This is a genomic window from Sphaerisporangium flaviroseum (assembly GCF_039537005.1).
Taxonomy (GTDB): domain Bacteria; phylum Actinomycetota; class Actinomycetes; order Streptosporangiales; family Streptosporangiaceae; genus Sphaerisporangium; species Sphaerisporangium flaviroseum.
Map to the genome: position 1 here is coordinate 136,505 of NZ_BAAAZR010000008.1, position 22,141 is coordinate 158,645.

22 protein-coding genes are annotated in these 22,141 nt (G+C 71.2%); 15 read left to right on the forward strand and 7 right to left on the reverse strand.

Annotated elements, in window-relative coordinates; all coding sequences use genetic code 11:
• Positions 1-161 precede the first annotated feature (161 nt).
• The 3 genes from ABD810_RS16990 to ABD810_RS17000 all read right to left on the reverse strand — a co-directional run bounded on the left by ABD810_RS16990 (position 162) and on the right by ABD810_RS17000 (position 1,414).
• Positions 162-353, reverse strand: a complete 192-nt coding sequence (locus ABD810_RS16990; RefSeq protein ID WP_344940370.1) for a DUF4236 domain-containing protein — start codon at positions 351-353, stop codon at positions 162-164.
• A gap of 78 nt (positions 354-431) precedes the next feature.
• Positions 432-908, reverse strand: coding sequence for a ferritin-like domain-containing protein (locus ABD810_RS16995; RefSeq protein ID WP_344940372.1), 477 nt, complete (start codon positions 906-908; stop codon positions 432-434).
• Positions 905-1,414 (reverse strand): twin-arginine translocation signal domain-containing protein, encoded by a 510-nt coding sequence (locus ABD810_RS17000; protein ID WP_344940374.1) that lies wholly within the window; start codon positions 1,412-1,414, stop codon positions 905-907. The genes ABD810_RS16995 and ABD810_RS17000 overlap by 4 nt, the downstream gene beginning before the upstream one ends.
• A gap of 185 nt (positions 1,415-1,599) precedes the next feature.
• Between ABD810_RS17000 and rimP the strand changes: the two genes are divergently transcribed.
• The 15 genes from rimP (at position 1,600) to dapB (ending at position 18,233) form a co-directional block, all read left to right on the forward strand.
• Entirely contained in the window at positions 1,600-2,115 is a 516-nt protein-coding gene (gene rimP, locus ABD810_RS17005; protein ID WP_344940377.1) for a ribosome maturation factor RimP, read from the forward strand.
• Between the two features lie 23 nt (positions 2,116-2,138).
• Positions 2,139-3,140, forward strand: coding sequence for a transcription termination factor NusA (gene nusA / locus ABD810_RS17010; RefSeq protein WP_344940380.1), 1,002 nt, complete (start codon positions 2,139-2,141; stop codon positions 3,138-3,140).
• A gap of 40 nt (positions 3,141-3,180) precedes the next feature.
• Positions 3,181-3,417 (forward strand): YlxR family protein, encoded by a 237-nt coding sequence (locus ABD810_RS17015; RefSeq protein WP_344940382.1) that lies wholly within the window; start codon positions 3,181-3,183, stop codon positions 3,415-3,417.
• A gap of 151 nt (positions 3,418-3,568) precedes the next feature.
• Entirely contained in the window at positions 3,569-6,868 is a 3,300-nt protein-coding gene (infB, locus tag ABD810_RS17020; RefSeq protein WP_344940385.1) for a translation initiation factor IF-2, read from the forward strand.
• 88 nt (positions 6,869-6,956) lie between these two features.
• Positions 6,957-7,256, forward strand: coding sequence for a DUF503 domain-containing protein (locus ABD810_RS17025; protein ID WP_344940388.1), 300 nt, complete (start codon positions 6,957-6,959; stop codon positions 7,254-7,256).
• A gap of 75 nt (positions 7,257-7,331) precedes the next feature.
• Positions 7,332-7,832 carry a 30S ribosome-binding factor RbfA gene (rbfA, locus tag ABD810_RS17030; RefSeq protein ID WP_344941959.1) on the forward strand — a complete coding sequence of 167 codons (501 nt, stop codon included), beginning with the start codon at positions 7,332-7,334 and terminating at the stop codon, positions 7,830-7,832.
• Between the two features lie 41 nt (positions 7,833-7,873).
• Complete coding sequence (locus ABD810_RS17035; protein WP_344940390.1) at positions 7,874-8,884, forward strand: DHH family phosphoesterase; 1,011 nt, start codon at positions 7,874-7,876, stop codon at positions 8,882-8,884.
• Between the two features lie 47 nt (positions 8,885-8,931).
• Positions 8,932-9,915, forward strand: coding sequence for a tRNA pseudouridine(55) synthase TruB (gene truB / locus ABD810_RS17040; protein ID WP_344940393.1), 984 nt, complete (start codon positions 8,932-8,934; stop codon positions 9,913-9,915).
• Between the two features lie 56 nt (positions 9,916-9,971).
• Positions 9,972-11,081: a pyridoxal-phosphate dependent enzyme gene (locus ABD810_RS17045; protein WP_344940397.1), complete on the forward strand. Its 1,110-nt coding sequence runs from the start codon at positions 9,972-9,974 to the stop codon at positions 11,079-11,081.
• Between the two features lie 144 nt (positions 11,082-11,225).
• Complete coding sequence (locus tag ABD810_RS17050) at positions 11,226-11,840, forward strand: Chromate resistance protein ChrB (protein WP_344940400.1); 615 nt, start codon at positions 11,226-11,228, stop codon at positions 11,838-11,840.
• Positions 11,841-11,957: 117 nt separating this feature from the next.
• Positions 11,958-12,908, forward strand: a complete 951-nt coding sequence (locus ABD810_RS17055; protein WP_344941962.1) for a bifunctional riboflavin kinase/FAD synthetase — start codon at positions 11,958-11,960, stop codon at positions 12,906-12,908.
• A gap of 155 nt (positions 12,909-13,063) precedes the next feature.
• A complete protein-coding gene (gene rpsO, locus ABD810_RS17060) occupies positions 13,064-13,333 on the forward strand; it encodes a 30S ribosomal protein S15 (RefSeq protein WP_344940403.1) in 270 nt (89 codons plus the stop codon).
• Positions 13,334-13,745: 412 nt separating this feature from the next.
• Complete coding sequence (locus tag ABD810_RS17065; protein WP_344940406.1) at positions 13,746-16,091, forward strand: polyribonucleotide nucleotidyltransferase; 2,346 nt, start codon at positions 13,746-13,748, stop codon at positions 16,089-16,091.
• Positions 16,088-17,398 carry a M16 family metallopeptidase gene (locus tag ABD810_RS17070; protein WP_344940409.1) on the forward strand — a complete coding sequence of 437 codons (1,311 nt, stop codon included), beginning with the start codon at positions 16,088-16,090 and terminating at the stop codon, positions 17,396-17,398. Before ABD810_RS17065 ends, ABD810_RS17070 begins: the two co-directional genes overlap by 4 nt.
• Before the next feature lie 97 nt (positions 17,399-17,495).
• Positions 17,496-18,233 (forward strand): 4-hydroxy-tetrahydrodipicolinate reductase, encoded by a 738-nt coding sequence (gene dapB / locus ABD810_RS17075; protein WP_344940413.1) that lies wholly within the window; start codon positions 17,496-17,498, stop codon positions 18,231-18,233.
• Positions 18,234-18,385: 152 nt separating this feature from the next.
• On the opposite strand, the gene ABD810_RS17080 is transcribed toward dapB, so the two are convergent.
• The 4 genes from ABD810_RS17080 to ABD810_RS17095 form a co-directional block, all read right to left on the reverse strand.
• Positions 18,386-19,255, reverse strand: coding sequence for a 1,4-dihydroxy-2-naphthoate polyprenyltransferase (locus tag ABD810_RS17080; RefSeq protein WP_344940416.1), 870 nt, complete (start codon positions 19,253-19,255; stop codon positions 18,386-18,388).
• A gap of 204 nt (positions 19,256-19,459) precedes the next feature.
• The gene (locus ABD810_RS17085; protein ID WP_344940419.1) at positions 19,460-20,044 is read right to left on the reverse strand and encodes a GNAT family N-acetyltransferase; all 585 of its coding nucleotides are present in this window, start codon (positions 20,042-20,044) and stop codon (positions 19,460-19,462) included.
• Positions 20,045-20,127: 83 nt separating this feature from the next.
• Positions 20,128-20,664, reverse strand: coding sequence for a CGNR zinc finger domain-containing protein (locus ABD810_RS17090; RefSeq protein ID WP_344940422.1), 537 nt, complete (start codon positions 20,662-20,664; stop codon positions 20,128-20,130).
• 44 nt (positions 20,665-20,708) lie between these two features.
• Positions 20,709-22,127 (reverse strand): aminotransferase-like domain-containing protein, encoded by a 1,419-nt coding sequence (locus ABD810_RS17095; RefSeq protein ID WP_344940425.1) that lies wholly within the window; start codon positions 22,125-22,127, stop codon positions 20,709-20,711.
• Positions 22,128-22,141: the final 14 nt, after the last annotated feature.

A 22,141-nucleotide genomic window follows, 5' to 3' on the forward strand; every position in this document is an offset into this window, starting at 1 on the left:
GGGCCGGCCCTCGGCGTCCGCGATGGCATCGCATGCGAGGGCGCATTGCGAGGGGAGCCCACCGCCTCTCGGCCCGGGGTGGCGAGCTCCCCTATCACGCGCCGTTCCAGCTCAATGCTGTACGGCACGCGCTTTCGATATCGTGCTTTCGTCGATGTCCTTTAGCTACGGCTGCTGCCGAGGGTCTTGCGCCAGTGGAATCCGCCGGGCAGGTTCACGGTGACGGTGCGTCGCCCGTCCGCGGTCTTGGTGACACGGAAGCCACGTCCGCCAACGCTGTGCCCGACACCGCGCCGAGACAGGTTGAGCCTGAACGGCCCCATCTTGATCGACTTACGGTAACTCCAGCCCATGTGTCCCTCCGTGTTCTCCGATGGACACGCAACTACCCCGAATGCCGCCTGCAAACGTGGACGTAAGGCCTAAATCATCTACTGGTCAAGGGAAACCGGGGGAGAGGTGCGTGGTTCCCCCCTCTGCGGCGCGGTGGGCCGACCGGCCGGCCAGCCGGGCAGGGTGGCGATCGTGGGACGCCAGCCGTACCCCCGGACCGTGCATTCCTGCATGGCCAGCGCGGCCAGCCGCCGCAGCGAGGAGTCGTCGACGGCGGCGAGTTCGAGGTAGGCGGCGGTGACGCGGTCCTCCACCAGCGCGGCGAGGCGCGCCGCGTCACGCGCGGCCTTCACCGGGAAGGGCAGGTCGTAGGCGGCGCCGGACTCCGACGGCGTGCCGCCCCTGGCCGTGATCAGGGCCCTGATCTGGTCGCGCCTGGCGCGGTGGGCGTTGAAGCCGGCGGACGCCGACGACCGCTGCCCGCCGCTGGTGCGGGCGCCCACCAGGCCGTAGGCGTACACCGCCGCGTGCTCGGCGTCGAGCACCTTGTTCAGCCCCTGCAACGCGTCGGTCACGATGCCCTCGCCAGTGCGGTGGCGTGCGCGGCCTCGCAGGCGCCGATGCTGGCGAGAAGCTGCGCCAGGGCGGGGGAGACGTCACCGATCTGGCGGGGCCGGGTGGCCGCCGCCCTGCGCTCCAGGTCGCGCAGCCGGCCGACCGAGACCTTGGCGACGGTGGGCGGGGAGCTCGCGGGCGCGGAAGGGGCCGGCGAGGCGGTGGTCGGAGGCGGGCCGGACGGCAGGCGTCGCCGCAGTTCGGCCAGGTGGGCCTCGTGGCGCTGCTGGAAGGGCCGCAGCACGGCGGCGAGCCTGGCCTCCGCGTGCCCGGCCTGCCGGTAGAGCGCCACCATCTGCTCCTTGTCCGCGATGACCTTCGTGAGCAGCACGGTCTCGCGGTCGGGCGGCTTGGGCGCCACGGGCGGCGGGGTCTCGGTGGGCGAGCACCCGGCGACGGCCGCGGCGACCGCTCCTGCGGCGGTCCCGCGCAACACCGCGCGCCGGGTCAGGGCACGCTGACGCACGGTATGGCCTCCCGTGGATGACGGCTTTTCCTGGCTTGGCACATAGCATCGTACGGCGCGTCGCCGGGTGGGTAACCGAGTGACGCTCTTTCCGCGCCCTGGTGTCGATAGGCTGGTGAACCGTTGGGCGAGGTACGCCTTCGGCCGTCCCGCGGGATGGACGATAATTCAACTGGGAGGTCAGCATGGGCGCCGACGCTCGACGTGACCGCCTGATCAAACTTCTCGAGCCCGTCGCCACGGCGCAGGGTCTCGATCTCGAAGACGTCACGATCACCCCCGCGGGCAAGCGGCGGCTCCTGCGGATCATCGTGGACGGCGACGACGGTGTGAGCCTCGACAAGGTCGCCGACGTCAGCCAGGCGGTGTCGCAGGCGCTCGACGACAGCGACGTGATGGGCGGCAGCCCATACGTGCTGGAGGTGACCTCGCCCGGGGTCGACCGCCCGCTGACCGAGCCCCGCCACTGGCGGCGCGCCAAAGGCCGGCTGGTCAAGGCCGACCTGCACGACGGCACCTCGGTGGAGGGCCGCATTATTGCCGTCGACGACTCCGGCGTCGAGCTGGAGGTCGGGGGCACAACACGCCGGCTCGGCTGGGCCGAGCCGGCCAAGGGCCGGGTGCAGGTGGAGTTCCGCCGGCTCGACGGAGATGAGCTAGACGATGAACAAGACGCCGGCGACGACGGCGACGAGGGCTGAGGGGGAGCCTTGTGGACATTGACATGAGCGTCCTGCGCAGCCTGGAGCGGGAGAAGGACATCTCCTTCGACCTGGTCGTCAAGGCCATCGAGGACGCATTGCTGATCGCGTACTTCCGTACCGAGGGGGCCGCCTCCAAGGCGCGTGCCGAGCTCGACCGCGTCTCCGGACACGTGATGATCTACGCGGCGGAGCTCGACGACGAGGGGCAGGTGGTCAGGGAGTACGACGACACCCCCGGCAACTTCAGCCGCATCGCCGCGACCACGGCCAAGCAGGTGATCCTCCAGCAGCTCAGGGACGCGGAAGACGAGATCAACTTCGGCGAGTTCGCCAGCCGCGAGGGCGAGCTGGTGGCGGGCGTCATCCAGCAGGGCAAGGACCCTCGGGTGGTGCTGGTCGACCTCGGCAAGATCGAGGCCATCCTGCCGCACAACGAGCAGGTCCCCGGCGAGGAGTACATCCACGGCGAGCGGCTTCGCTGCTATGTGGTGCAGGTGAAGAAGGGGCACAAGGGGCCGTCGGTCACGCTGTCCCGCACCCACCCGAACCTGGTGAAGAAGCTGTTCGCCCTGGAGGTCCCCGAGATCGCCGACGGCACGGTGGAGATCGCGGCGATCGCCCGCGAGGCGGGTCACCGCACCAAGATCGCGGTGCGCTCGCGCCGTGGCGGGGTCAACGCCAAGGGCGCCTGCATCGGCCCGATGGGCTCGCGGGTGCGCAACGTGATGACCGAACTGCACGGCGAGAAGATCGACATCATCGACTGGTCGGACGATCCTGCCGACTTCGTCGGGAATGCTCTGTCGCCCGCGCGGGTTTCCCATGTTGAGGTCATCGATCTCGAGGGCCGCGTGGCCCGGGTCACCGTGCCCGACTACCAGCTTTCGCTGGCGATCGGCAAAGAGGGGCAGAACGCCCGTCTCGCCGCCCGCCTCACCGGATGGCGCATCGACATTCGTCCCGATACCGAAGCGGCGGCGACGGGGGATGCGGTCGGTCCCGCCGATGCGTCTACAAGGTAAGCTTGAATACGGTGGCCGGGCGGCCCCGCTGAGAACATGCGTGGGCTGCCGGGTTCGCACGGTAAAGTCCGAGCTGCTCCGCCTGGTGGTGGTCGAGGGCGAGATCGTTCCCGACCAGCGAGGACGGCTGCAGGGCCGGGGTGCCTATGTGCATCCGGCTCTCGGTTGCCTGGAGCTCGCCGAACGTCGCCGGGCGTTTCCGCGCTCGTTCAGAGTCGCGGGACCGCTCGACGTGGCGTGTCTGCGGGCTTCTCTCGCGGGGCTTGACGTCGAGTAGGGCCGGGTGAATGGTTACCAACTGTCATGTAGGACGCCGAGTCGATAGGCGGGTCAGATAGCGATGAGCGCCTGATGAGCATGCGGCGATGAGTACGTCTAGGTAGCGACGGTCCGGCGGCACAGCCTCCCGGGCCGAGTTAGGGAGTGCAGTGGCGAAGGTCCGAGTCTACGAGCTCGCCAAGGAGTTCGGAGTCGAGAGCAAGGTCGTGATGGCCAAGCTCCAAGAAATGGGCGAGTTCGTGCGATCGGCGTCTTCTACGATAGAAGCGCCGGTGGTCCGCAAGCTTACGGAGGCGTTCTCCAGGGGATCCTCCGATTCCAGGGGCGGCGACAGGTCGTCGTCCAGGGCGCCGTCGAAGGCGTCCCCCCGGCCGGCGCAGAGCCCGGCCGGCAACGGTGCGTCCGCACCGGGTCAGTCCGCTCCGCGCCCGGGCCCCAGCCCGCGGCCAGGTCCGCGACCCGGTCCCGCGAACGTCGCGCCGCGTCCGCCCGTTCCGATGCCCCATGTCAGCCAGCCTCCGCAGGAGGCTCCCCGTCCGGCGACGCCGCGGCCCGAGGCCGCTCGCGCCGAGACGGTCCGTCCCGAGGCCGCGCGCCCTGAGACGGCGCGTCCGGAGGCCGCCCGTCCCGAGGCGGCTCCCGAGGCCGCCCGTCCGGCCCAGCGTCCCGACGTCCCGCGTTCCGAGGCGCCCCGCTTCGAGGCTCCTCGCACCGACGCGCCTCGCCAGGCGGCGCCGGGCGGGCGTCCCGGCGCCGGTCCGAAGCCGGGTCCCCGGCCGAGCCCGGCGCAGCAGCGTCCCGCGGCGTCCTCCGCTCCTGGCGGGGGCGCGCCCGGTGGTGCTCCGGCGGGTCCGCGTTCCGGCGCTCCGGCGTCCGGTGCCCCGCGGCCCGGTGGCCCGAAGCCGGGTCCTCGCGGCCCGCGCCCGGGCAACAACCCCTTCTCGTCCAACGCGAGCGGCATGGGTCAGCGCCCGGCGCGTCCCGGCCGTGACGCCGGGGCTCCTCCCGGTCGTGACGGTGCTCCTCGTGACGCCGGTCCCCGCGAGCCGCGCCGTGAAGGCGCCGGTCCTCGCGAGCCGCGTCGTGACGGTCCCCGCGACGGCGCGATGCCGCGTCCGCCGGGCGCTCGTTCCGGTCCTCCTGGAGCGGCCGGCCCGCGTCCCGGTCCTGGCGCGGGTGGCCCCCGTCCCGGTCCCGGTGCCGGTGGTCCCCGTCCTGGCGGTCCGCGTCCCAACCCGATGATGATGCCCTCGCGCCCGTCCGGTCCCGGTCAGGGTGGCGGCGGTGGCGGCGGCGGTCGTCCCGGTGGCGGCGGTGGCCGTCCCGGTGGCGGCGGCGGTGGCGGTCGTCCCGGTGGCGGCGGCGGCGGTGGCGGCGCAGGTCGTCCCGGTGGCGGCGGCGGCTTCAGCGGTCCCCGCACGGGTGCCGGTGGTCGTCCCGGTGGCGGCGCCGGCGCAGGTGCCGGTGGCGGCGGCGGTTTCGCCGGTCGTCCCGGTGGCGGCGGTGGCCGTGGCCGCGGTGGCACGGCGGGTGCCTTCGGGCGTCCCGGCGGCCGGCCGACGCGTGGCCGCAAGTCCAAGCGCCAGAGGCGTCAAGAGTTCGACAACATGCAGGCGCCGTCGATCGGCGGCGTGCAGGTTCCCCGTGGCACGGGCCAGACCCTGCGCCTTCCTCGCGGAGCCTCGCTGTCCGACTTCGCCGACAAGATCGGTGCGAACCCCGCGTCGCTGGTGCAGATCATGCTGCACCTCGGCGAGATGGTGACCGCCACCCAGTCGGTGAACGAGGAGACGCTGCAGCTTCTCGGCGCCGAGCTGAACTACGCCATCCAGGTCGTCAGCCCGGAGGAGGAGGACCGCGAGCTTCTCGAGGCCTTCGACATCGAGTTCGGCGAGGACGAGGGCGACGAGAGCGACCTCGCGGCACGCCCGCCGGTCGTGACCGTCATGGGTCACGTCGACCACGGTAAGACCAAGCTGCTCGACGCCATCCGCAACACCAACGTGGTGGCTCGCGAAGCCGGTGGCATCACCCAGCACATCGGTGCCTACCAGGTCTCGACCGAGCACGAGGGTCAGGACCGGAAGATCACCTTCATCGACACCCCGGGTCACGAGGCGTTCACCGCCATGCGTGCCCGTGGTGCCCAGGCGACCGACATCGCCGTGCTGGTGGTCGCCGCCGACGACGGCGTGAAGCCGCAGACCATCGAGGCGCTCAACCACGCCCACGCGGCGAGCGTCCCTGTGGTCGTGGCGGTCAACAAGATCGACAAGGAGGGCGCGGACCCGACGAAGGTGCGGGCCCAGCTCACCGAGTACGGTCTGGTGGCCGAGGAGTACGGCGGCTCGACGATGTTCGTCGACATCTCCGCGAAGCAGGGTCTCGGCATCGACGACCTGCTCGAGGCGATCCTGCTGACGGCCGACGCCGAGCTCGACCTGCGCGCCAACCCGACGATGGACGCCCAGGGCATCGCTATCGAGGCCCACCTCGACAAGGGCCGCGGTCCCGTGGCGACCGTGCTCGTGCAGCGCGGCACCCTGCGGGTCGGCGACTCGATCGTCTGTGGCGAGGCCTTCGGCCGCGTCCGGGCGATGCTGGACGACAACGGCGAGCAGGTCACCGAGGCCGACCCGTCGCGTCCGGTCCTGGTGCTTGGTCTGACGGCCGTCCCCGGCGCCGGCGACAACTTCATCGTTGTCACCGACGACCGCATGGCCCGTCAGATCGCCCAGCAGCGGGCGGCCCGGCAGCGCATCGCCGACATGGCGAGGTCCAGCCGCAGGCGCACGCTCGAGGAGCTGTTCAGCGACCTGGAGAAGGGCAAGGTCGACGAGCTCAAGCTCATCATCAAGGGTGACGTCTCCGGTTCCGTCGAGGCCCTGGAAGACGCTCTGCTCAAGATCGACGTCGGCGAGGAGGTGCGCCTCCGGGTGCTCCACCGTGCCGTCGGTGCGATCACCGAGTACGACGTCAACCTGGCGATCGCGGACGACAACGCCGTCATCATCGGCTTCAACGTGCGCCCCGAGGTCCGGGCGCGCGACCTGGCCGAGCGCGAGGGCGTCGACATCCGCTACTACTCGGTCATCTACCAGGCGATCGAGGAGATCGAGGCGGCCCTGAAGGGCATGCTGAAGCCGGAGTTCGAGGAGGCGCAGACCGGCACCGCGGAGGTCCGGGACGTCTTCAAGGTTCCGAAGATCGGCAACGTGGCGGGCTGTCTGGTCCGCTCGGGCACGATCACCCGCAACAGCAAGGCCCGCATCATCCGCGACGGTGTCGTCGTGGCCGACAACCTGACCGTCTCGTCGCTGCGCCGCTTCAAGGACGACGCGACCGAGGTCCGCGAGGGCTTCGAGTGCGGTATCGGTGTCGGGTACAACGACATCAAGATCGACGACGTCATCGAGACGTTCGAGATGCGGGAGAAGCCGCGCGCCTGATAGTGCGAGAAGTAGGGCGGCGGGTGTCCGTGGGTTCGCTCCCACGGACACCCCCGCTTTCCTTCGCGCCGAGGTCGCGGCGACAGCCATGTACATAGGTGCTCTGACTCTGGACATCCTGCTGGGCGACGTGCATTCGCTGAAGCAGAAGCGTTCCGTGGTGCGTCCTCTCGTCGCCGAGGTGCGTCGCCGGTTCCCGGCGGTCGCGGTGGCCGAGACGGGCCACCTCGACCTCCACCGCCGTACGGAGATCGGTGTCGCCGTGGTCTCGGCCACGGCCGCCAACTGCGGTGAGGTGCTCGATGCCTGCGAGCGGCTGGTGACCTACCACCCCGAGATCGAGGTGCTGTCCGCGCGGCGACGGCTCATCAACGAGGACGAGGATTAGGGCCCGTGGGAAGCCATGCTTCCCGCGGGCCGTTAATCAGTAAAGCGAGTAAAGCGAGCAAAGAGGGGGAGCGCGATCGTGGACGCAGCACGCGCCCGTAAACTTGCGGACCGCATTCAGCAGGTTGTCGCCGAGATGCTGGAGCGGCGGATCAAGGATCCCCGTCTCGGCTTCGTGACGGTGACCGACACCAAGATCACCGGTGACCTGCGCGATGCGACGGTCTTCTACACCGTGTTCGGCTCCGAGGCCGAACGTGCCGACACCGCCGCCGCCCTGGAAAGCGCCAAGGGCGTCATCCGCTCCGAGGTGGGCCGCCAGACCGGTGTGCGTTTCACCCCGACACTGACCTTCAGCCACGACCCCCTTCCCGACAGCGCCCGTCACCTCGACGTGCTGCTCGCCGAGGCCAAGGCCCGTGACGAGGAGATCGCCAAGAAGGCCGAGGGGGCCGTCCACGCCGGCGAGCCCGACCCGTACCGCAAGCCCGGCGAGGAGGACGAGGAGGGCGAGGACGACCTGCTCGGGGAGGCCGCAGCCGAACCGACCGACCGCGCGGGGCGTTCCACACCGTGATGTCCGGCGCACGACCTTCCTCGCGGCCTCCTGCGCCGGCGGTGCGGGAGGCCGACTGGCGGCGGGCCACCGAGCTGGTGCTGGGCGCGAGCGAGGTCGCGCTGGTCTGCCACGTCGCCCCCGACGGGGACGCGCTGGGCTCGATGCTGGGCCTCGGCATGGCGCTTCGCCGGGCGGGGAAGCGGGTGAGGGCGTCGTTCGGCGACCGCCGGTTCGCGGTGCCGCGCCTGCTGCGCTTCCTGCCCGGCCAGGACCTGCTGGTCGAGCCCGCCGCCTATCCCGCCGAGCCCGAGCTGATGATCAGCTTCGACGCGCCCACGGTCGACCGCCTCGGGCTTCTCGCGCCGAACGCCGGCAAGGCCCGGGAGCTGATCGTGGTGGACCACCACCCTTCCAACACCGGGTTCGGCAGCGTCCCGCTGGTCGACCCCTCGGCCGCCTCCACATCCATGCTCGTGGAGGAGCTGCTGGGGCGCCTCGGCCTCCCGATCGACCGCGACATCGCCACCTGCCTGTACACCGGCCTGGTCACCGACACCGGCTCGTTCCGGCACGCCTCCACGACTCCGGCCGTGCACGAGATGGCGGCGCGGCTGGTCGCGACCGGCCTGCGCACCGACGAGATCGCGCGCGAGCTGTGGGACCGTTCCCCGTTCGCCTACCTCAAGGTGCTCGGGGCGGTCCTCGACCGGGTCACGCTCGACGCGGGCGCCGCCGATGGGCTCGGCATGGTGTGGACCTACGTCGCCCGTGCCGACCGGGCCGCGTACTGCCTGCCCTACGACGAGTGCGAGGGCATCATCGACGTGATCCGCCGCACCGACGAGCCCGACGTGGCCGTGGTGCTCAAGGAGGACGACGAGGGGGCCTGGCAGGTCTCCACGCGCTCCAAGGGCAAGGTGGACGTCGGCCGGGCCTGTATCGCCATGGGCGGCGGCGGGCACGTGCGCGCGGCGGGCTTCACCTCGCACGACCCCCCTGAGGAGACCATCGCGAGGTTCCGCTCGCTCCTCGGGCCCTCGGCGTCCGCGTCGCCCGGCCCCTCCACCTGATCTTCCGGTTCGGCGATGCGCCGATGAGCTTCTTCGAGGATGTTCCGATGAGTACGGCGGGCGGCAACAGCGGCGCGGCACCTGACACCTCCGGCGTCCCTCCGGAGGACGGCTCCTCCGGAGCGGCCCCGGCTCGTACGGCCCGGGTCAAGCGGCCCGCCCCGCCGAGCGGGCTGATCATCGTGGACAAGCCCGCGGGCTGGACCTCCCACGATGTGGTGGGCAAGATGCGCCGCCTGGCCGGCACGCGCAAGGTCGGGCACGCGGGCACCCTGGACCCCATGGCCACCGGAGTGCTGGTCGTCGGCGTCGAGAAGGCCACTCGCCTGCTCGGCCACCTGACGCTCACCGAGAAGGGTTACGACGGCACGATCCGGCTGGGGGAGACCACCAACACCGACGACGCCGAGGGCGAGGTCCTCGCCCGGTCCTCGGCCGCCCAGGTGGCCGACGAGGCGATCAGGGCCGGCGTGGCCGCGCTCACCGGTCCGATCATGCAGGTCCCGCCGCAGGTCAGTGCCATCAAGGTGAACGGCGAGCGCGCCTACAAGCGGGCCAGGGCCGGCGAGGAGGTCGAGCTGCAGGCCCGTCCGGTGACCGTCCACGCCTTCGAGATCACCGCGATCCGCCGCGAGGGGGACGCGATCGAGGTGGACGCCTCGGTGAGCTGCTCCAGCGGCACCTACATCCGCTCGCTGGCGCGCGATCTCGGTGCGGCGCTCGGGGTCGGCGGGCATCTGACCCGGCTGCGCCGCACCCGGGTCGGGCCGTACGACCTGTCGGTGGCCCGGACGATCGAGCAGCTCGCGGAGGCGTGCGTGATCCTGCCGATGGCCGACGCCGTGGCGGCGGCCTTCCCCCGCATGGACGTGTCCGAGGACCAGGCCAAGCTGATCGGCCACGGAGGGCGGCTGCCCTCGGCCGGGCTCGGAAGCGGGCCGATCGGCGTGTTCGGACCTGACGGCACCGTGCTCGCCCTTGTGGAGGAGCGCGGCAGCACCCTGCGGCCCCTCGCCGTTTTCGTCCCCTGATCCCGGAGCGGTGCGGCGGCTCGTCCCAGCACCTCACGGCACCTCGAAAGGCGCCCATGTTCCCCGACCTCCCGAGCTACCGGTGCTCCTGCGGGCGCCGCCCCACCCCCTCGGTGGAACGGTGGCGGTGCGACTGTGGCGGGCTGCTCGACCTGCCTGCCGCCGCGGTGACCTGGAGTCCGCGTCGCGGCGACCATTCCCTGTGGCGGTACCAGGACGCCATCGCCGTGCCGGGCCGCGAGCTCAGCCTGGGCGAGGGCATGACCCCGCTGGTCGGGGCGTCCCCGGACGGCGAGGAGGGGGTGCGTCTCAAGGTCGAGTACGCCTCCCCGACGGGGTCCTTCAAGGACCGGGGCGCGGTCATGCTGGTCGCGCTCGCCCGGCTACTCGGCGCGACGCGGCTGGTCGCCGACAGCAGCGGCAACGCCGGCACGGCCGTCGCGGCGTACGCGGCCCGCGCCGGCCTGGCCGCCGAGATCTTCGTGCCGGCCGGCACCAGCGACAAGAAGCTCCTGCAGATCCGGGGGCACGGCGCCCAGGTGACGGTGGTGGACGGATCGCGCGAGGACACGGCCAGGGCCGCCGTGGAGCGGGTGGAGGCGACCGGCGCCTTCTACGCCAGCCACGTGTACAACCCCTACTTCTACGAGGGCACCAAGACCTACGCCCTTGAGGTGTTCGAGCAACTCGGCGAGACCGCTCCGGCCACGCTGGTGCTTCCTGCGGGCAACGGCACGCTGGTGCTCGGCGCCTACCTGGGGTTCGCGGGACTCCGCGCGGCCGGGCTCGTCGATCGCCTTCCGCGCGTCGTCGTCGTGCAGGCGCAGCGCTGCGCCCCGCTGGCGGCGGCGTTCGCCGCGGGCAGGGAGGACGTCGAGCCGGTGACCCCTGAGGCGACGGTCGCCGAGGGGATCGCCATCGCCGCCCCGCCGCGAGGCACGCGCATCCTGGAGATCGTCCGTGAGACCGGTGGCGCGGTCGTCACCGTGACCGAGGAGGAGATCGCGCGGGCGCACGCCGCTCTCGCCGCACAGGGGCTGTGGGTGGAGCCGACGGGCGCGGTCTCGTACGCGGCCGTGCGGCGGCTGCGCGCCGAGGGGTCGCCGTTCATGGAGGGCGCCGTCGTGGCCCCGCTCTGCGGCTCCGGCCTGAAGGCGTCCCTGTGACGGCGCCACGGCGTCCCTGTGACGGCGCCACGGCGTCCCGGGACGGCACTTGGGCCGGTGCGATATCCGGGGGCGTACAGGGCTGAACGGTAGGCTGAGGAACCGCCATGGCACGCCGGGCGGAGCCCGCCACGAGGAGTTCGCATGAGTTCAGCGGCCGGTCGCACGCCCGAGAAGGCGGGGGCCGAGGACCTGTCGGCCATGGTGCCCGACGCGTGGCTTCTGCTGATCTACAAGGTCCCCTCGGAGCCCTCGCGAGTACGCGTGGCCGTGTGGCGCGAGCTCAAGCGGCTCGGCGGCCTCTACCTGCAGCAGGCGGTCTGCGTCTTCCCGCGCATGGGGACGATCGAGGAGGACCTCCGGCAGATCCGGCAGCGCATCGAGACCCTGGGCGGCATTTCCTACTATTTCCCGATCTCGACCGGTGATCGTGAGCAGGACGTCACGCTGGTCCAGAACTTCCAGGACATGGCGGGGAAGGAATACGCCGAGATCATCGAGGAGTGCCAGACCAAGTTCGTCAAGGAGATCGAGTTCGAGCGGTTCCGCGACAACTACACGTTCGAGGAGTCGGAGGAGATCCGGCAGGACCTCGACAAGATCAAGCGCTGGTTCGAGAAGGTCGTGGGCAGAGACTGGTTCGGCGGCCCCGGCCGGGGCGAGTGCGAGCGGTGGCTGACCACCTGCGAGAGCCTCCTTGAGGACTTCGAGCAGGACGTCTACGAGCGCACCGGCGGCACCGGCCGGGCGGGCGAGTGAGCGGGCCCCTCGCCCGTCGCCTCATCCCGCTGGGCTACCCTCGTCCCCGTGCGGAGAAAACCGCTTCGCATGGCAGGCTTGGGTGAGCGTGACCATCAGCACAGGAGCGAGGTCGAGGTGCAGGGCTGGCACGGACTCGACGACGTGCCCGGAGACTGGGGCAGGTCTGTCATCACGATCGGGGTGTTCGACGGTGTGCACCAAGGTCATCAGCGCATGGTCGAACGCGCCGTCGCCATGGCGGCGGAGCTGGGCCTTCCCTCGGTGGTGATCACCTTCGACCCCCATCCGGACGAGGTGGTGCGGCCCGGGAGCCACCCACCCCGGCTCACCACGGCGCGGCACCGCACCGAGCTGCTCGGAATGCTGGGCGTGGACGCGGTGTGCGTGCTGCCGTTCACGCTGGAGTTCTCCCGCATGACCCCCGACGAGTTCGTCCAGGCGGTGCTCGTCGACCGGCTGCACGCCGCCGGGGTCGTGGTGGGGGAGAACTTCCGGTTCGGCCACAAGGCCGCGGGCGACCTGGAGACGCTGCGCCAGCTCGGCGAGAAGTACGACTTCGTCGCCGAGGGGGTTCCCCTGGTGAGCAACGGGGAGGCGATCTCCTCCAGCCTCATCCGCGAGCGCCTGGCGGTGGGCGAGGTCGAGGCGGCGGCCGAGGCGCTCGGCCGGCCGCACCGCGTGGAGGGCGTGGTCGTGCGGGGCCATCAGCGGGGAAGGGCGCTTCTGGGCTACCCCACGGCCAACGTCGAGTCACCGGCCTTCACGGCGATCCCGGCCGACGGCGTCTACGCGGGCTGGCTCCAGTGCACGCAGTCGCCTTCGCCCTACGAGGGCGAGCGGTGGCCGGCGGCGATCTCCATCGGCACCAACCCGACCTTCGAGGGTGTCGAGCGCACCGTCGAGGCGTACGCCCTCGACCGCGACGATCTCGATCTCTACGGCGCCCACGTCGTCGTCGACTTCGCCGTACGCCTTCGCGACACGCTGAAGTTCGACTCCATCGAGGCCCTGATCGAGCAGATGCACCTCGACGTCGCCGAGGCACGCCGCCTCACCCGCGGTTGACCGACGCGAGCCGTCCGTGGCGATGGTAGCCTGACGTGTCGGCTCGGTTTCGGCGCGATGCGCGCTGCCCGCCGACGGTTACGGCGACTGTAGGTACGCACGGTCGTTCGTGAGCAATCATCTGACGCGTGCCCGTAGACAGTTGAAGGAGAGCCGTGTCGCTCGACACCGCCGCCAAAAAGCAGATCATCGAACAGTATGGGACCGTTGACGGTGACACCGGGTCCCCCGAGGTGCAGATCGCGCTGCTGAGCAAGCGCATCGCCGAGCTCACCGAGCACCTCAAGACCCACAAGCACGACCACCACAGCCGCCGTGGGCTGCTGCTGCTGGTCGGCCGTCGCCGCCGGCTCCTGAAGTACCTCATGAGCAAGGACATCACGCGCTACCGCACCCTGATCGAGCGGCTCGGCCTGCGCCGATAGTCTAGGAGGGAGCGGCTCGCGCCGCTCCCTCTCTAATATCGGGGGCAGGCCTCCCCGATAGCGAGAAGCCCGGTCGGCGCGTCGGAGCGCGACGCGAGACCGCTTCTGAGCAAACTGGCCTCGAGCAAGACAACTGAACAGCCGAGAAAGTGCCCCGCGTCCCGCACAAGCACAACGCGCGTTCCCGTGACGCCTGCGGGCCGGTCCTCGGTAGTGGCTTCCGGATGTCGACGGCGCATATGCCGTGCAGACCGGGTGCTTCGATCGAAGACCGGCGCTGCACATGACGGGGAGCCGGCATAACGGAGCCGGGCACGAGCGAGCCGACCGCGACTACACCGGTCGGCCGGCGAGTGCCTGAGCGAGTGCGATCACAGCACGGACGCGGGCGACCGACACAAGGAGGTCCCCCGTGGAGGGTGTCCACAGCACGGAAGCCGTTATCGACAACGGCTCATTCGGCACGCGTACCATCCGGTTCGAGACCGGGCGGCTCGCGCGCCAGGCGGCGGGAAGTTCCGTCGTCTATCTGGACGACGACACGATGGTCCTGTCCGCCACCACCGCGTCCAAGCATCCCAAGGAGAGCCTGGACTTCTTCCCGCTCACCGTGGACGTCGAGGAGCGGATGTACGCGGCGGGCCGGATCCCCGGCTCGTTCTTCCGTCGTGAGGGCCGGCCGTCCGAGGACGCCATCCTCACCTGCCGTCTGATCGACCGCCCGCTGCGTCCGTCCTTCGTCAAGGGCCTGCGCAACGAGGTCCAGGTCGTGGCGACGATCATGGCGCTCAACCCCGACCACCTGTACGACGTGGTGGCCATCAACGCGGCCAGCCTGTCGACGCAGCTCGCCGGCCTGCCCTTCTCCGGCCCGATCGGCGGCGTCCGCGTCGCTCTGATCAACGGCCAGTGGGTGGCGTTCCCGACCCACTCCGAGCTGGAGGGCGCGACCTTCGACATGGTCGTCGCCGGACGGGTCCTCCCGGACGGCGATGTCGCGATCATGATGGTCGAGGCCGAGTCAACCCGCGACACCCTCAAGCTGGTCAACGAGGGCGCGGTCGCTCCCACCGAGGAGACCGTGGCCGAGGGCCTCGAGGCGTCCAAGCCGTTCATCAAGGTGCTCGTAGAGGCGCAGAACCAGATCGCTCAGGTCGCCGCCAAGGAGACCGCCCAGTTCCCCGTCTTCCTCGACTACCAGGAGGACGTCTACGAGGCGGTCACCGGTGCGGTGAAGAGCGAGCTGGCGTCGGCGCTCACCATCGCCGGCAAGAAGGAGCGCGAAACCGAGCTCGACCGGGTCAAGGCACTCGCCCTGGAGAAGCTGGGTCCCGACTTCGAAGGCCGCGAGAAGGAGATCTCCGCGGCGTTCCGGGCGCTCACCAAGAAGCTCATGCGTGAGCGCGTGATCAGCGAGGGCGTCCGCATCGACGGCCGGGGCACCAAGGACATCCGGCAGCTGAGCGCCGAGGTCCAGGTCGTCCCGCGGGTGCACGGCTCGGCGCTGTTCGAGCGCGGCGAGACCCAGATCCTGGGCATCACCACGCTGAACATGCTGCGCATGGAGCAGATGATCGACACGCTCAACCCCGAGCGCACCAAGCGCTACATGCACAACTACAACTTCCCGCCTTACTCCACCGGTGAGACCGGCCGCGTGGGTTCGCCCAAGCGCCGCGAGATCGGCCACGGCGCGCTCGCCGAGCGGGCGCTCATGCCGGTGCTGCCGACCCGCGAGGAGTTCCCGTACGCCATCCGGCAGGTGTCGGAGGCGCTGAGCTCCAACGGCTCGACCAGCATGGGCTCGGTCTGTGCCTCGACCATGGCGCTCCTCGACGCGGGTGTCCCGCTCAAGGCGATGGTCGCGGGCATCGCGATGGGCCTCATCGGCGAGGGCGACCAGTTCGTCACCCTGACCGACATCCTCGGTGCCGAGGACGCCATGGGCGACATGGACTTCAAGGTCGCCGGCACCCGTGACGTCATCACGGCCCTGCAGCTCGACACCAAGCTCGACGGCATCCCGGCGACGGTGCTGGCCGGCGCGCTCAAGCAGGCCAGGGCCGCCCGTCTCGCGATCCTCGATGTGATGCAGGAGGCGATCGACTCCCCGGCGGAGATGAACCCGACCGCGCCGCGCATCATCACGATCAAGGTCCCGGTCGACAAGATCGGCGAGGTCATCGGCCCGAAGGGCAAGATGATCAACCAGATCCAGGACGACACCGGCGCCGAGATCACGATCGAGGACGACGGCACGATCTACATCGGTGCGACCGACGGCCCGTCGGCCGAGGCCGCGCGGACCACGATCAACTCGATCGCGAACCCGCACATGCCGGAGATCGGCGAGCGCTATCTCGGCACGGTCGTGAAGATCGCGGCCTTCGGCGCGTTCGTCAGCCTGCTGCCCGGCAAGGACGGCCTGCTGCACGTCTCGCAGATCCGCAAGCTGCACGGCGGCAAGCGCATCGAGAACGTCGAGGACGTCATGAACGTCGGAGACAAGGTGCAGGTGGAGATCGCCGAGATCGACTCGCGCGGCAAGCTGTCGCTGGTGCCGGTCGAGGTCATCGAGAAGGAGGCCGCCGCCAAGGACGAGGGCGGTTCCGTCGACGAGGCGCCGAGCGCCGCCGACTCCGAGCCGCGCGAGGAGCGCGGCGAGCGGAGCGACCGTGGTGACCGCGGTGACCGCGGTGGCAGTGACCGGCCGCGCCGGTCGCGCACCCGCGGCGGACGGGACGACCGCAACTCGTGACGACCACCACTCTGCACCCCGGCAGGGACGGTGTCGGGGTCGTTCAGCGCACCGTCCTTCCCGGTGGTCTCCGGGTGGTGACCGAGACCATGCCGACCGTGCGTTCCGTCGCGGTCGGCATGTGGGTCGGTATCGGATCGCGTGACGAGGCCCCCGAGCACACGGGGGCCACCCACTTCCTCGAACATCTGCTGTTCAAGGGCACTCCCACCCGCGACGCCCTGGAGATCTCCGCGGCGATCGAGGGCATCGGCGGTGAGATCAACGCGTTCACCGCCAAGGAGTACACCTGCTACTACGCGCGGGTGCTCGACGAGGATCTCCCGCTGGCCATCGACGTGCTGGCCGACGTGGTGACCTCCTCCCTGATCGCCGCCGAGGACGTCGAGTCCGAGCGCGGCGTGATCCTGGAGGAGATCGCCATGCACGACGACGACCCTTCGGACGTCGTGCACGAGCAGTTCTCCATGGAGTTGTACGGCGACACGCCCATCGGGCGGCCCATTCTCGGATCCGTCGAGTCGATCAAAGCGCTGTCGCGTGAGCGCATCGCGGAGTACTACCAGCGCTACTACCTGCCCCCGCACACCGTGATCTCGGTGTGCGGCAACGTCACCCACGAACGGGTGGTGGAGCTGGTGGCCTCGGCCTACCAGCGGGCGGGCGCGCTCAGCGGCTCCGGGACGCCGATCCCGCCACGGCTGTCCGGCCCCGGTGCCGGGCCGCGCTCGGGTGTGCGCGTGGTCGACCGGCCCACCGAGCAGGCGAACCTCGTCCTCGGCACCACCGCGTTCTCGCGTACCGACGACCGGCGCTTCGCCCTGGGCGTGCTCAACGCGGCCCTCGGCGGCGGCATGTCGTCGCGGCTCTTCCAGGAGATCCGCGAGAAGCGCGGCCTGGCCTACTCGGCGTACAGCTACACGGCCCAGTACGCCGACACCGGCCAGTTCGGGGTCTACGTCGGGTGCCTCCCGGCGAAGATCGAGGACGTGCTGAAGATCTGCCGTGAGGAGATCGCGCGGGTCGTCGTCGAGAGCATCACCGAGGAGGAGATCGTGCGCGGCAAGGGCCAGATGCGCGGCGGTCTCGTGCTCGGCCTTGAGGACACCGGCTCGCGCATGTCGCGCATCGGCAAGAGCGAGCTGGTCTACGACACGCTGATGTCCGTCGACGAGGTGCTGGCCCGCATCGACGCCGTCACCCCCGACGAGGTCGACGCCGTGGCCAGGGAGATCCTCTCCCAGCCCTTGACGCTCGCCGTCATCGGGCCGTACGGCGACAAGGACTTCAGCAACTTCATCGCCTGACGGCGAGGGCCGTGTGCGTGGCACACGACCTGCCGAGCCTGGTCGAGGCCCGGACCCCTGCGAGGGTCCGGGCTTCTTCGCGCTACGCTTGGGCGTCGTGATCAGGGTTGGAGTTCTGGGCGCCCGAGGGCGCGTCGGTGTCGAGGTCTGCAAGGCAGTGCACGCCGCGGACGACATGGAGCTGGTGGCGACCGTCGATGTCGGCGACTCCATCGAGTCGCTGGCGCCCGCCGAGGTGGTGGTCGACTTCACCCACCCCGACGTGGTCATGGACAACATGAAGTGGTGCGTGGAGCACGGCATCCACCCCGTGGTCGGCACCACCGGCTTCGACGCCGGCCGTCTGGCCACCGTGCGGGGATGGCTGTCGGAGAACCCGGGCGTCAACGCGCTGATCGCCCCCAACTTCGGCATCGCCGCCGTGCTGATGATGCACTTCGCCCAGCAGGCCGCGCGCTACTTCGAGTCGGTCGAGATCATCGAGCTGCACCACCCCAACAAGGCCGACGCCCCCTCGGGCACGGCCCGGCGCACGGCCGAGCTGGTGGCCGAGGCGCGGCGCAAGGCGGGCATGGGCGCCATGCCGGACGCCACGAGCACTGAGCTGGACGGGGCCCGCGGCGCCGACGTCGACGGGGTGCGCGTTCACGGAGTGCGCCTGGCGGGCCTGATCGCCCACCAGGAGGTCCTGCTCGGCGGCGACGGCGAGATCCTGACGATCCGTCACGACACCATGAACCGTTCGTCCTTCACACCCGGAGTGCTGCTCGGCGTCCGCCGCGTCCGGGAGCTCCCCGGGCTGACGGTCGGCCTGGAGAACCTCCTCGACCTCTGAGCCTTCGCCCGGGCGGCCTGTGGGCCCTCTCGGAGCGCCCCAAGCGGCTTTCAGGGCGCCTGAGGCCGACCCGGCGCCTCCAGGCCCGCTCGGAGCCGGTGGCTCTCAGGGCCGCTCCGAGTGGCTCTCGGGGCCGCTCCGAGCCGATGGTCCTACAGAGCGAGGCCGATCGTGAAGAGCAGGCCGAAGGCGAGCTGGAGCCGGCCGGTCTGCTGCAGTGTGGTGATCAGGGCGCGGCCCGTCGCTCCGCCGTGCACGGCTCTGGACGGGCCGAGCGCGAGCGGCAGCGCCAGCACGGCGAGCAGCGCGAACGGCCGAACAGGGGCGATCGCCAGCGCGATGGCGAACGGCGTGAGGAGGCAGGCGACGTACAGCAGCCGGGTGCGGGCGTCACCGAGCACGACGGCGAGCGTGCGCTTGCCCGCCGGGCCGTCGGTCGCGATGTCGCGCAGATTGTTCACGACGAGCATCGCGCAGGCCAGCAGCCCGACCGGCACGGCCGCCGCCACCGCGAGCAGGGGAAGCGACTCCACCTGCACGTACGTCGTGCCCGTGACGGCCACCAGGCCGAAGAACACGAAGACCGAGATCTCCCCGAGGGCACGGTAGCCGTAGGGGCGGGAACCTCCGGTGTAGAACCAGGCGGCGGCGATGGCGAGCGCGCCCACCAGCAGCAGCCACCAGGCACGCGTCACCAGGACCAGGACCAGGCCCGCGATCGCCGCCGCCAGGAAACATCCGAGCGCGGCGAGCAGGACCGACCGTGGAGCGGCCACGCGGGAGCCGACGAGCCGCAGCGGGCCGACACGGTCCTCGTCGGTGCCGCGCACGCCGTCGCTGTAGTCGTTGGCATAGTTGACCCCCACCTGGAGGATCAGCGCGACGAACAGGGCCAGCAGCGCCCGCCACCAGACCGCTCCGCCGTACGCGACGGCCACGCCCGTGCCCACGGCGACGGGGACCACCGCCGCCGGAAGGGTGCGGGGCCGTGCCCCGGCGAGCCACTGAGCGGGTGTCGCCAACGTCGCCCCTCTTCTTTCCATGAAGTCAGGTCCCGGTGAGGCCGTGGAGAACCTGGTCCACGTGACCCCGGGATTCGCGTATGCAGGGTATTTCATGGCCCGCCCATGGCTGGTGCCGGGGGCCGGGCGGAGGTTCGCCCGCACCGCGACGCGCCGGATAAGGGGGGTGACGTCGGCGCGGGAGCTTCTCCGAGCGCGGTGAGGTCAGCTGATGTCGGTGGTGAGGCGGATCATGCGGACCGGGCGCCCCATGTCGAGGATGCGCTCGGCCTCGTCGGGCCCCCATCCCGCGGAGGTGAGGAAGCCGAGCATCGCCTTGTCGTCGGCGAAGACCCAGGTCACCACGGTCGCGAAGCCGTCTTCGCGGAGGTGGTCGACGGTGGCGTTGAGCAGGCGGCTGCCGTGCCCGCGCCGGACGTGGTCGGGATCGACCAGCAGGGTGAGCAGCTCGGCCGTGGTGGAGGGGTCGAGGTCGGGGTCCTCGGCCGGCGCGTGGGAGGCGACCCCGACCACCCGCTGCCCGCCCGGCCCGCCGTGGCCGCCACCGAGGGATGTCAGGAGATCCTCGGTCTCCACGGCGACCAGGAGGCGGTGGTGCCGCGTGGGCGGGGAGACGACCGCCTCATCCCACTGGCGGTTCCACATCTCCTCGGCCGACGGGCCGGTCATCTGCTCCAGCGGCCCTTCGGGCAGGACATGGCGGTAGCCGCTCTTCCATGCCCGGATCTGGGTGGCCGTCACCGCCGGGACGTCCTCGCGTCGCGCGGCGCGTACCCCCACGTCTGCCATGTCGGCCGGTCCCCTTTCGTCTGCTCACACCGTATCGGGGTTCCTCGGCCGCCAAGGACGCGGATGCCGTGTGGCGAAGCCTTTCAGGGGTCGTGCCGGCGCCTGGCGCGGTAGGCGCGGGTCTTGGTGCGGTTCCCGCAGGTCCGCATCGAACACCACGAGCGCGAGCGGTTCTTGGAGGAGTCGATGAACGCCCACTGGCAGGTGTCCTCGGCGCAGACCTTCAGGCGCGGCCAGTCGCCTGCGGCGTGGGCTTCCAGGACGGCCGCCGCCAGGAGCCCGAGGCCCCTGGTGGCGCCGGTGGCCAGTGGTTCGGGTCGGGGCGTCCCGTCCGCGAGCGTGACGCGCATCGGCAGCGCCGCGAGCGCCGCTTCCAGCTCGGGCGCCGAGGACCGCGGCACCGGGCCGCGGGAGAGGTGGTGGCGCAGCGCGGACCGCAGCCCCTGCCGGAGGTTGACGGCCAGAGCCCAGTCGTCGTCGACGGCGCGGTCGGCATCGGAGATCAGCCCGTGCTCCCGCAGCCAGACGGCCAGCTCGGCGGGGGAGGCCAGCTCGTCGTTGTCGCCCTCGATCTCGTGGGTGTTCACGAAGTCGCGGAGCAGTTCCGCCGGCCCGTACATGTCATCACTGTAAGGCAGCCGAGGGTCGCCTCCGGTAGAGCCGCTCACCGGTGCCCGCGGCTGAGCTGCGCGTCGAGAGAGGCGCCGAGACGGCGGACGCCCTCGTTCAGCTCGGCGACGTGTGCCGCCGCGATGTGGGTGACCCGGATGTGGGGCGCGGGGGGCTCGGCGGCGTGGTAGATCGTGCCCGGGCTCACCAGCACCCCGGCGCGCTGTGCGCTCTCGACCAGCGCCGTCTCGTCCACCTCGCGCGGCAGCCGCACCCACAGGTGGACCCCGCCTTGGGGCACGAGCCGCACCTCCGCGGCCGGAAGGTGGCGGGCGAGGGCGGCCGCGAGCGCGTCGCGCCGGACCGTCAGCTCCGCGGTGACGGACGTGCGGTGACGGCGCCAGGCGGGCGATCCGAGGAACTCAAGGGCGGTCTCCTGGAGGGGGCGGGCGACGAAGAACGACTCCACGAGCTGGGCGGCCCGCAGCCGCCGCGCCGCCGGGCCCCGGGCGATCACCGCGGCCACCCGCATGCTCGGCGCCGTCACCTTGCTGAGCGAGTTGATGTGGACCACCGTGCCGTGGGTGTCCAGGGTGATCAGCGAGGGCGGCATGGGGCCGGTGGCCAGGTAGCGCGCGTAGTCGTCCTCGATCACGAAGGCGCCTGCCGCGCGGGCGACGGCGAGGATCTGCTCCCTGCGCTCGGCCGGGAGCACGGCGCCGGTGGGATTGTGCAGGGTGGGCTGGCAGTAGAAGACCCGCGCCCCCGTGACGGCGAACGCCTCGGCCAGCAACTCGGGCCGCACCCCGTCCCGGTCGACGGGCACGGCCACCGCGCGCAGGCCGGCGGCACGGGCGGAGGCCAGCGCGCCCGGATAGGTGGGCGTCTCCACCAGCATCGGCGCGCCGGGGCCGGCCAGGGCGCGGAAGGCGTGGGTCAGCGCCGCCTGCCCGCCGCTGACGACCAGGACGTCGGCCAGCGTGACGCCGCCTCCGACCTCCGTGGCGAACCAGCGCCGCAGCTCGGCGAGGCCGTTGAGCGGGGGAAGCGCCCAGGCGTCAGGGCGGCGCACGGCGCGCGTGGCGGCGTTCGCCAGGGCCTTGGAGGGCCGCAGGCCGGGATGGAGGTAGCCGCCGGTGAGGGGGATGACCCCCTCGGGCGGCGAGGTGAGCAGCCCGGTGACCGTCGAGTCGTCGACCCACCGGTCACCGAGGGACACCGTCTGCCAGGAGAGGTCGGAGGCGTCGCCGGCCGGGGCGGTGGGCGCGGAGGCGACGAAGGCGCCGCTCCCCGGTCGCGTGACCACCCTGCCCTCGGCGGTGAGAACGGCCAGCGCACGGGAGACGGTCACGGGGCTGACCCCGTGCCGGCGCGTCAGCTCGCGGCTGGACGGGAGGCGGTCGCCGGGCCTCAGCCTCCCGGTCTCCTCACGCAGGAGAGCGGCGACCCGGACGATACTGCTATCGTCGTTCATGAGATCCAAGAATA

Coding starts and splice junctions, on each gene's coding strand:
- ABD810_RS17095 (WP_344940425.1), bottom strand. CDS start 22,127: ATGAACGACGATAGCAGTATCGTCCGGGTCGCCGCTCTCCTGCGTGAG.
- ABD810_RS17050 (WP_344940400.1), top strand. CDS start 11,226: ATGAGTTCAGCGGCCGGTCGCACGCCCGAGAAGGCGGGGGCCGAGGAC.
- rimP (WP_344940377.1), top strand. CDS start 1,600: ATGGGCGCCGACGCTCGACGTGACCGCCTGATCAAACTTCTCGAGCCC.
- ABD810_RS17025 (WP_344940388.1), top strand. CDS start 6,957: ATGTACATAGGTGCTCTGACTCTGGACATCCTGCTGGGCGACGTGCAT.
- ABD810_RS17085 (WP_344940419.1), bottom strand. CDS start 20,044: ATGGCAGACGTGGGGGTACGCGCCGCGCGACGCGAGGACGTCCCGGCG.
- ABD810_RS17090 (WP_344940422.1), bottom strand. CDS start 20,664: ATGTACGGGCCGGCGGAACTGCTCCGCGACTTCGTGAACACCCACGAG.
- truB (WP_344940393.1), top strand. CDS start 8,932: ATGAGTACGGCGGGCGGCAACAGCGGCGCGGCACCTGACACCTCCGGC.
- ABD810_RS16990 (WP_344940370.1), bottom strand. CDS start 353: ATGGGCTGGAGTTACCGTAAGTCGATCAAGATGGGGCCGTTCAGGCTC.
- ABD810_RS17045 (WP_344940397.1), top strand. CDS start 9,972: ATGTTCCCCGACCTCCCGAGCTACCGGTGCTCCTGCGGGCGCCGCCCC.
- nusA (WP_344940380.1), top strand. CDS start 2,139: ATGAGCGTCCTGCGCAGCCTGGAGCGGGAGAAGGACATCTCCTTCGAC.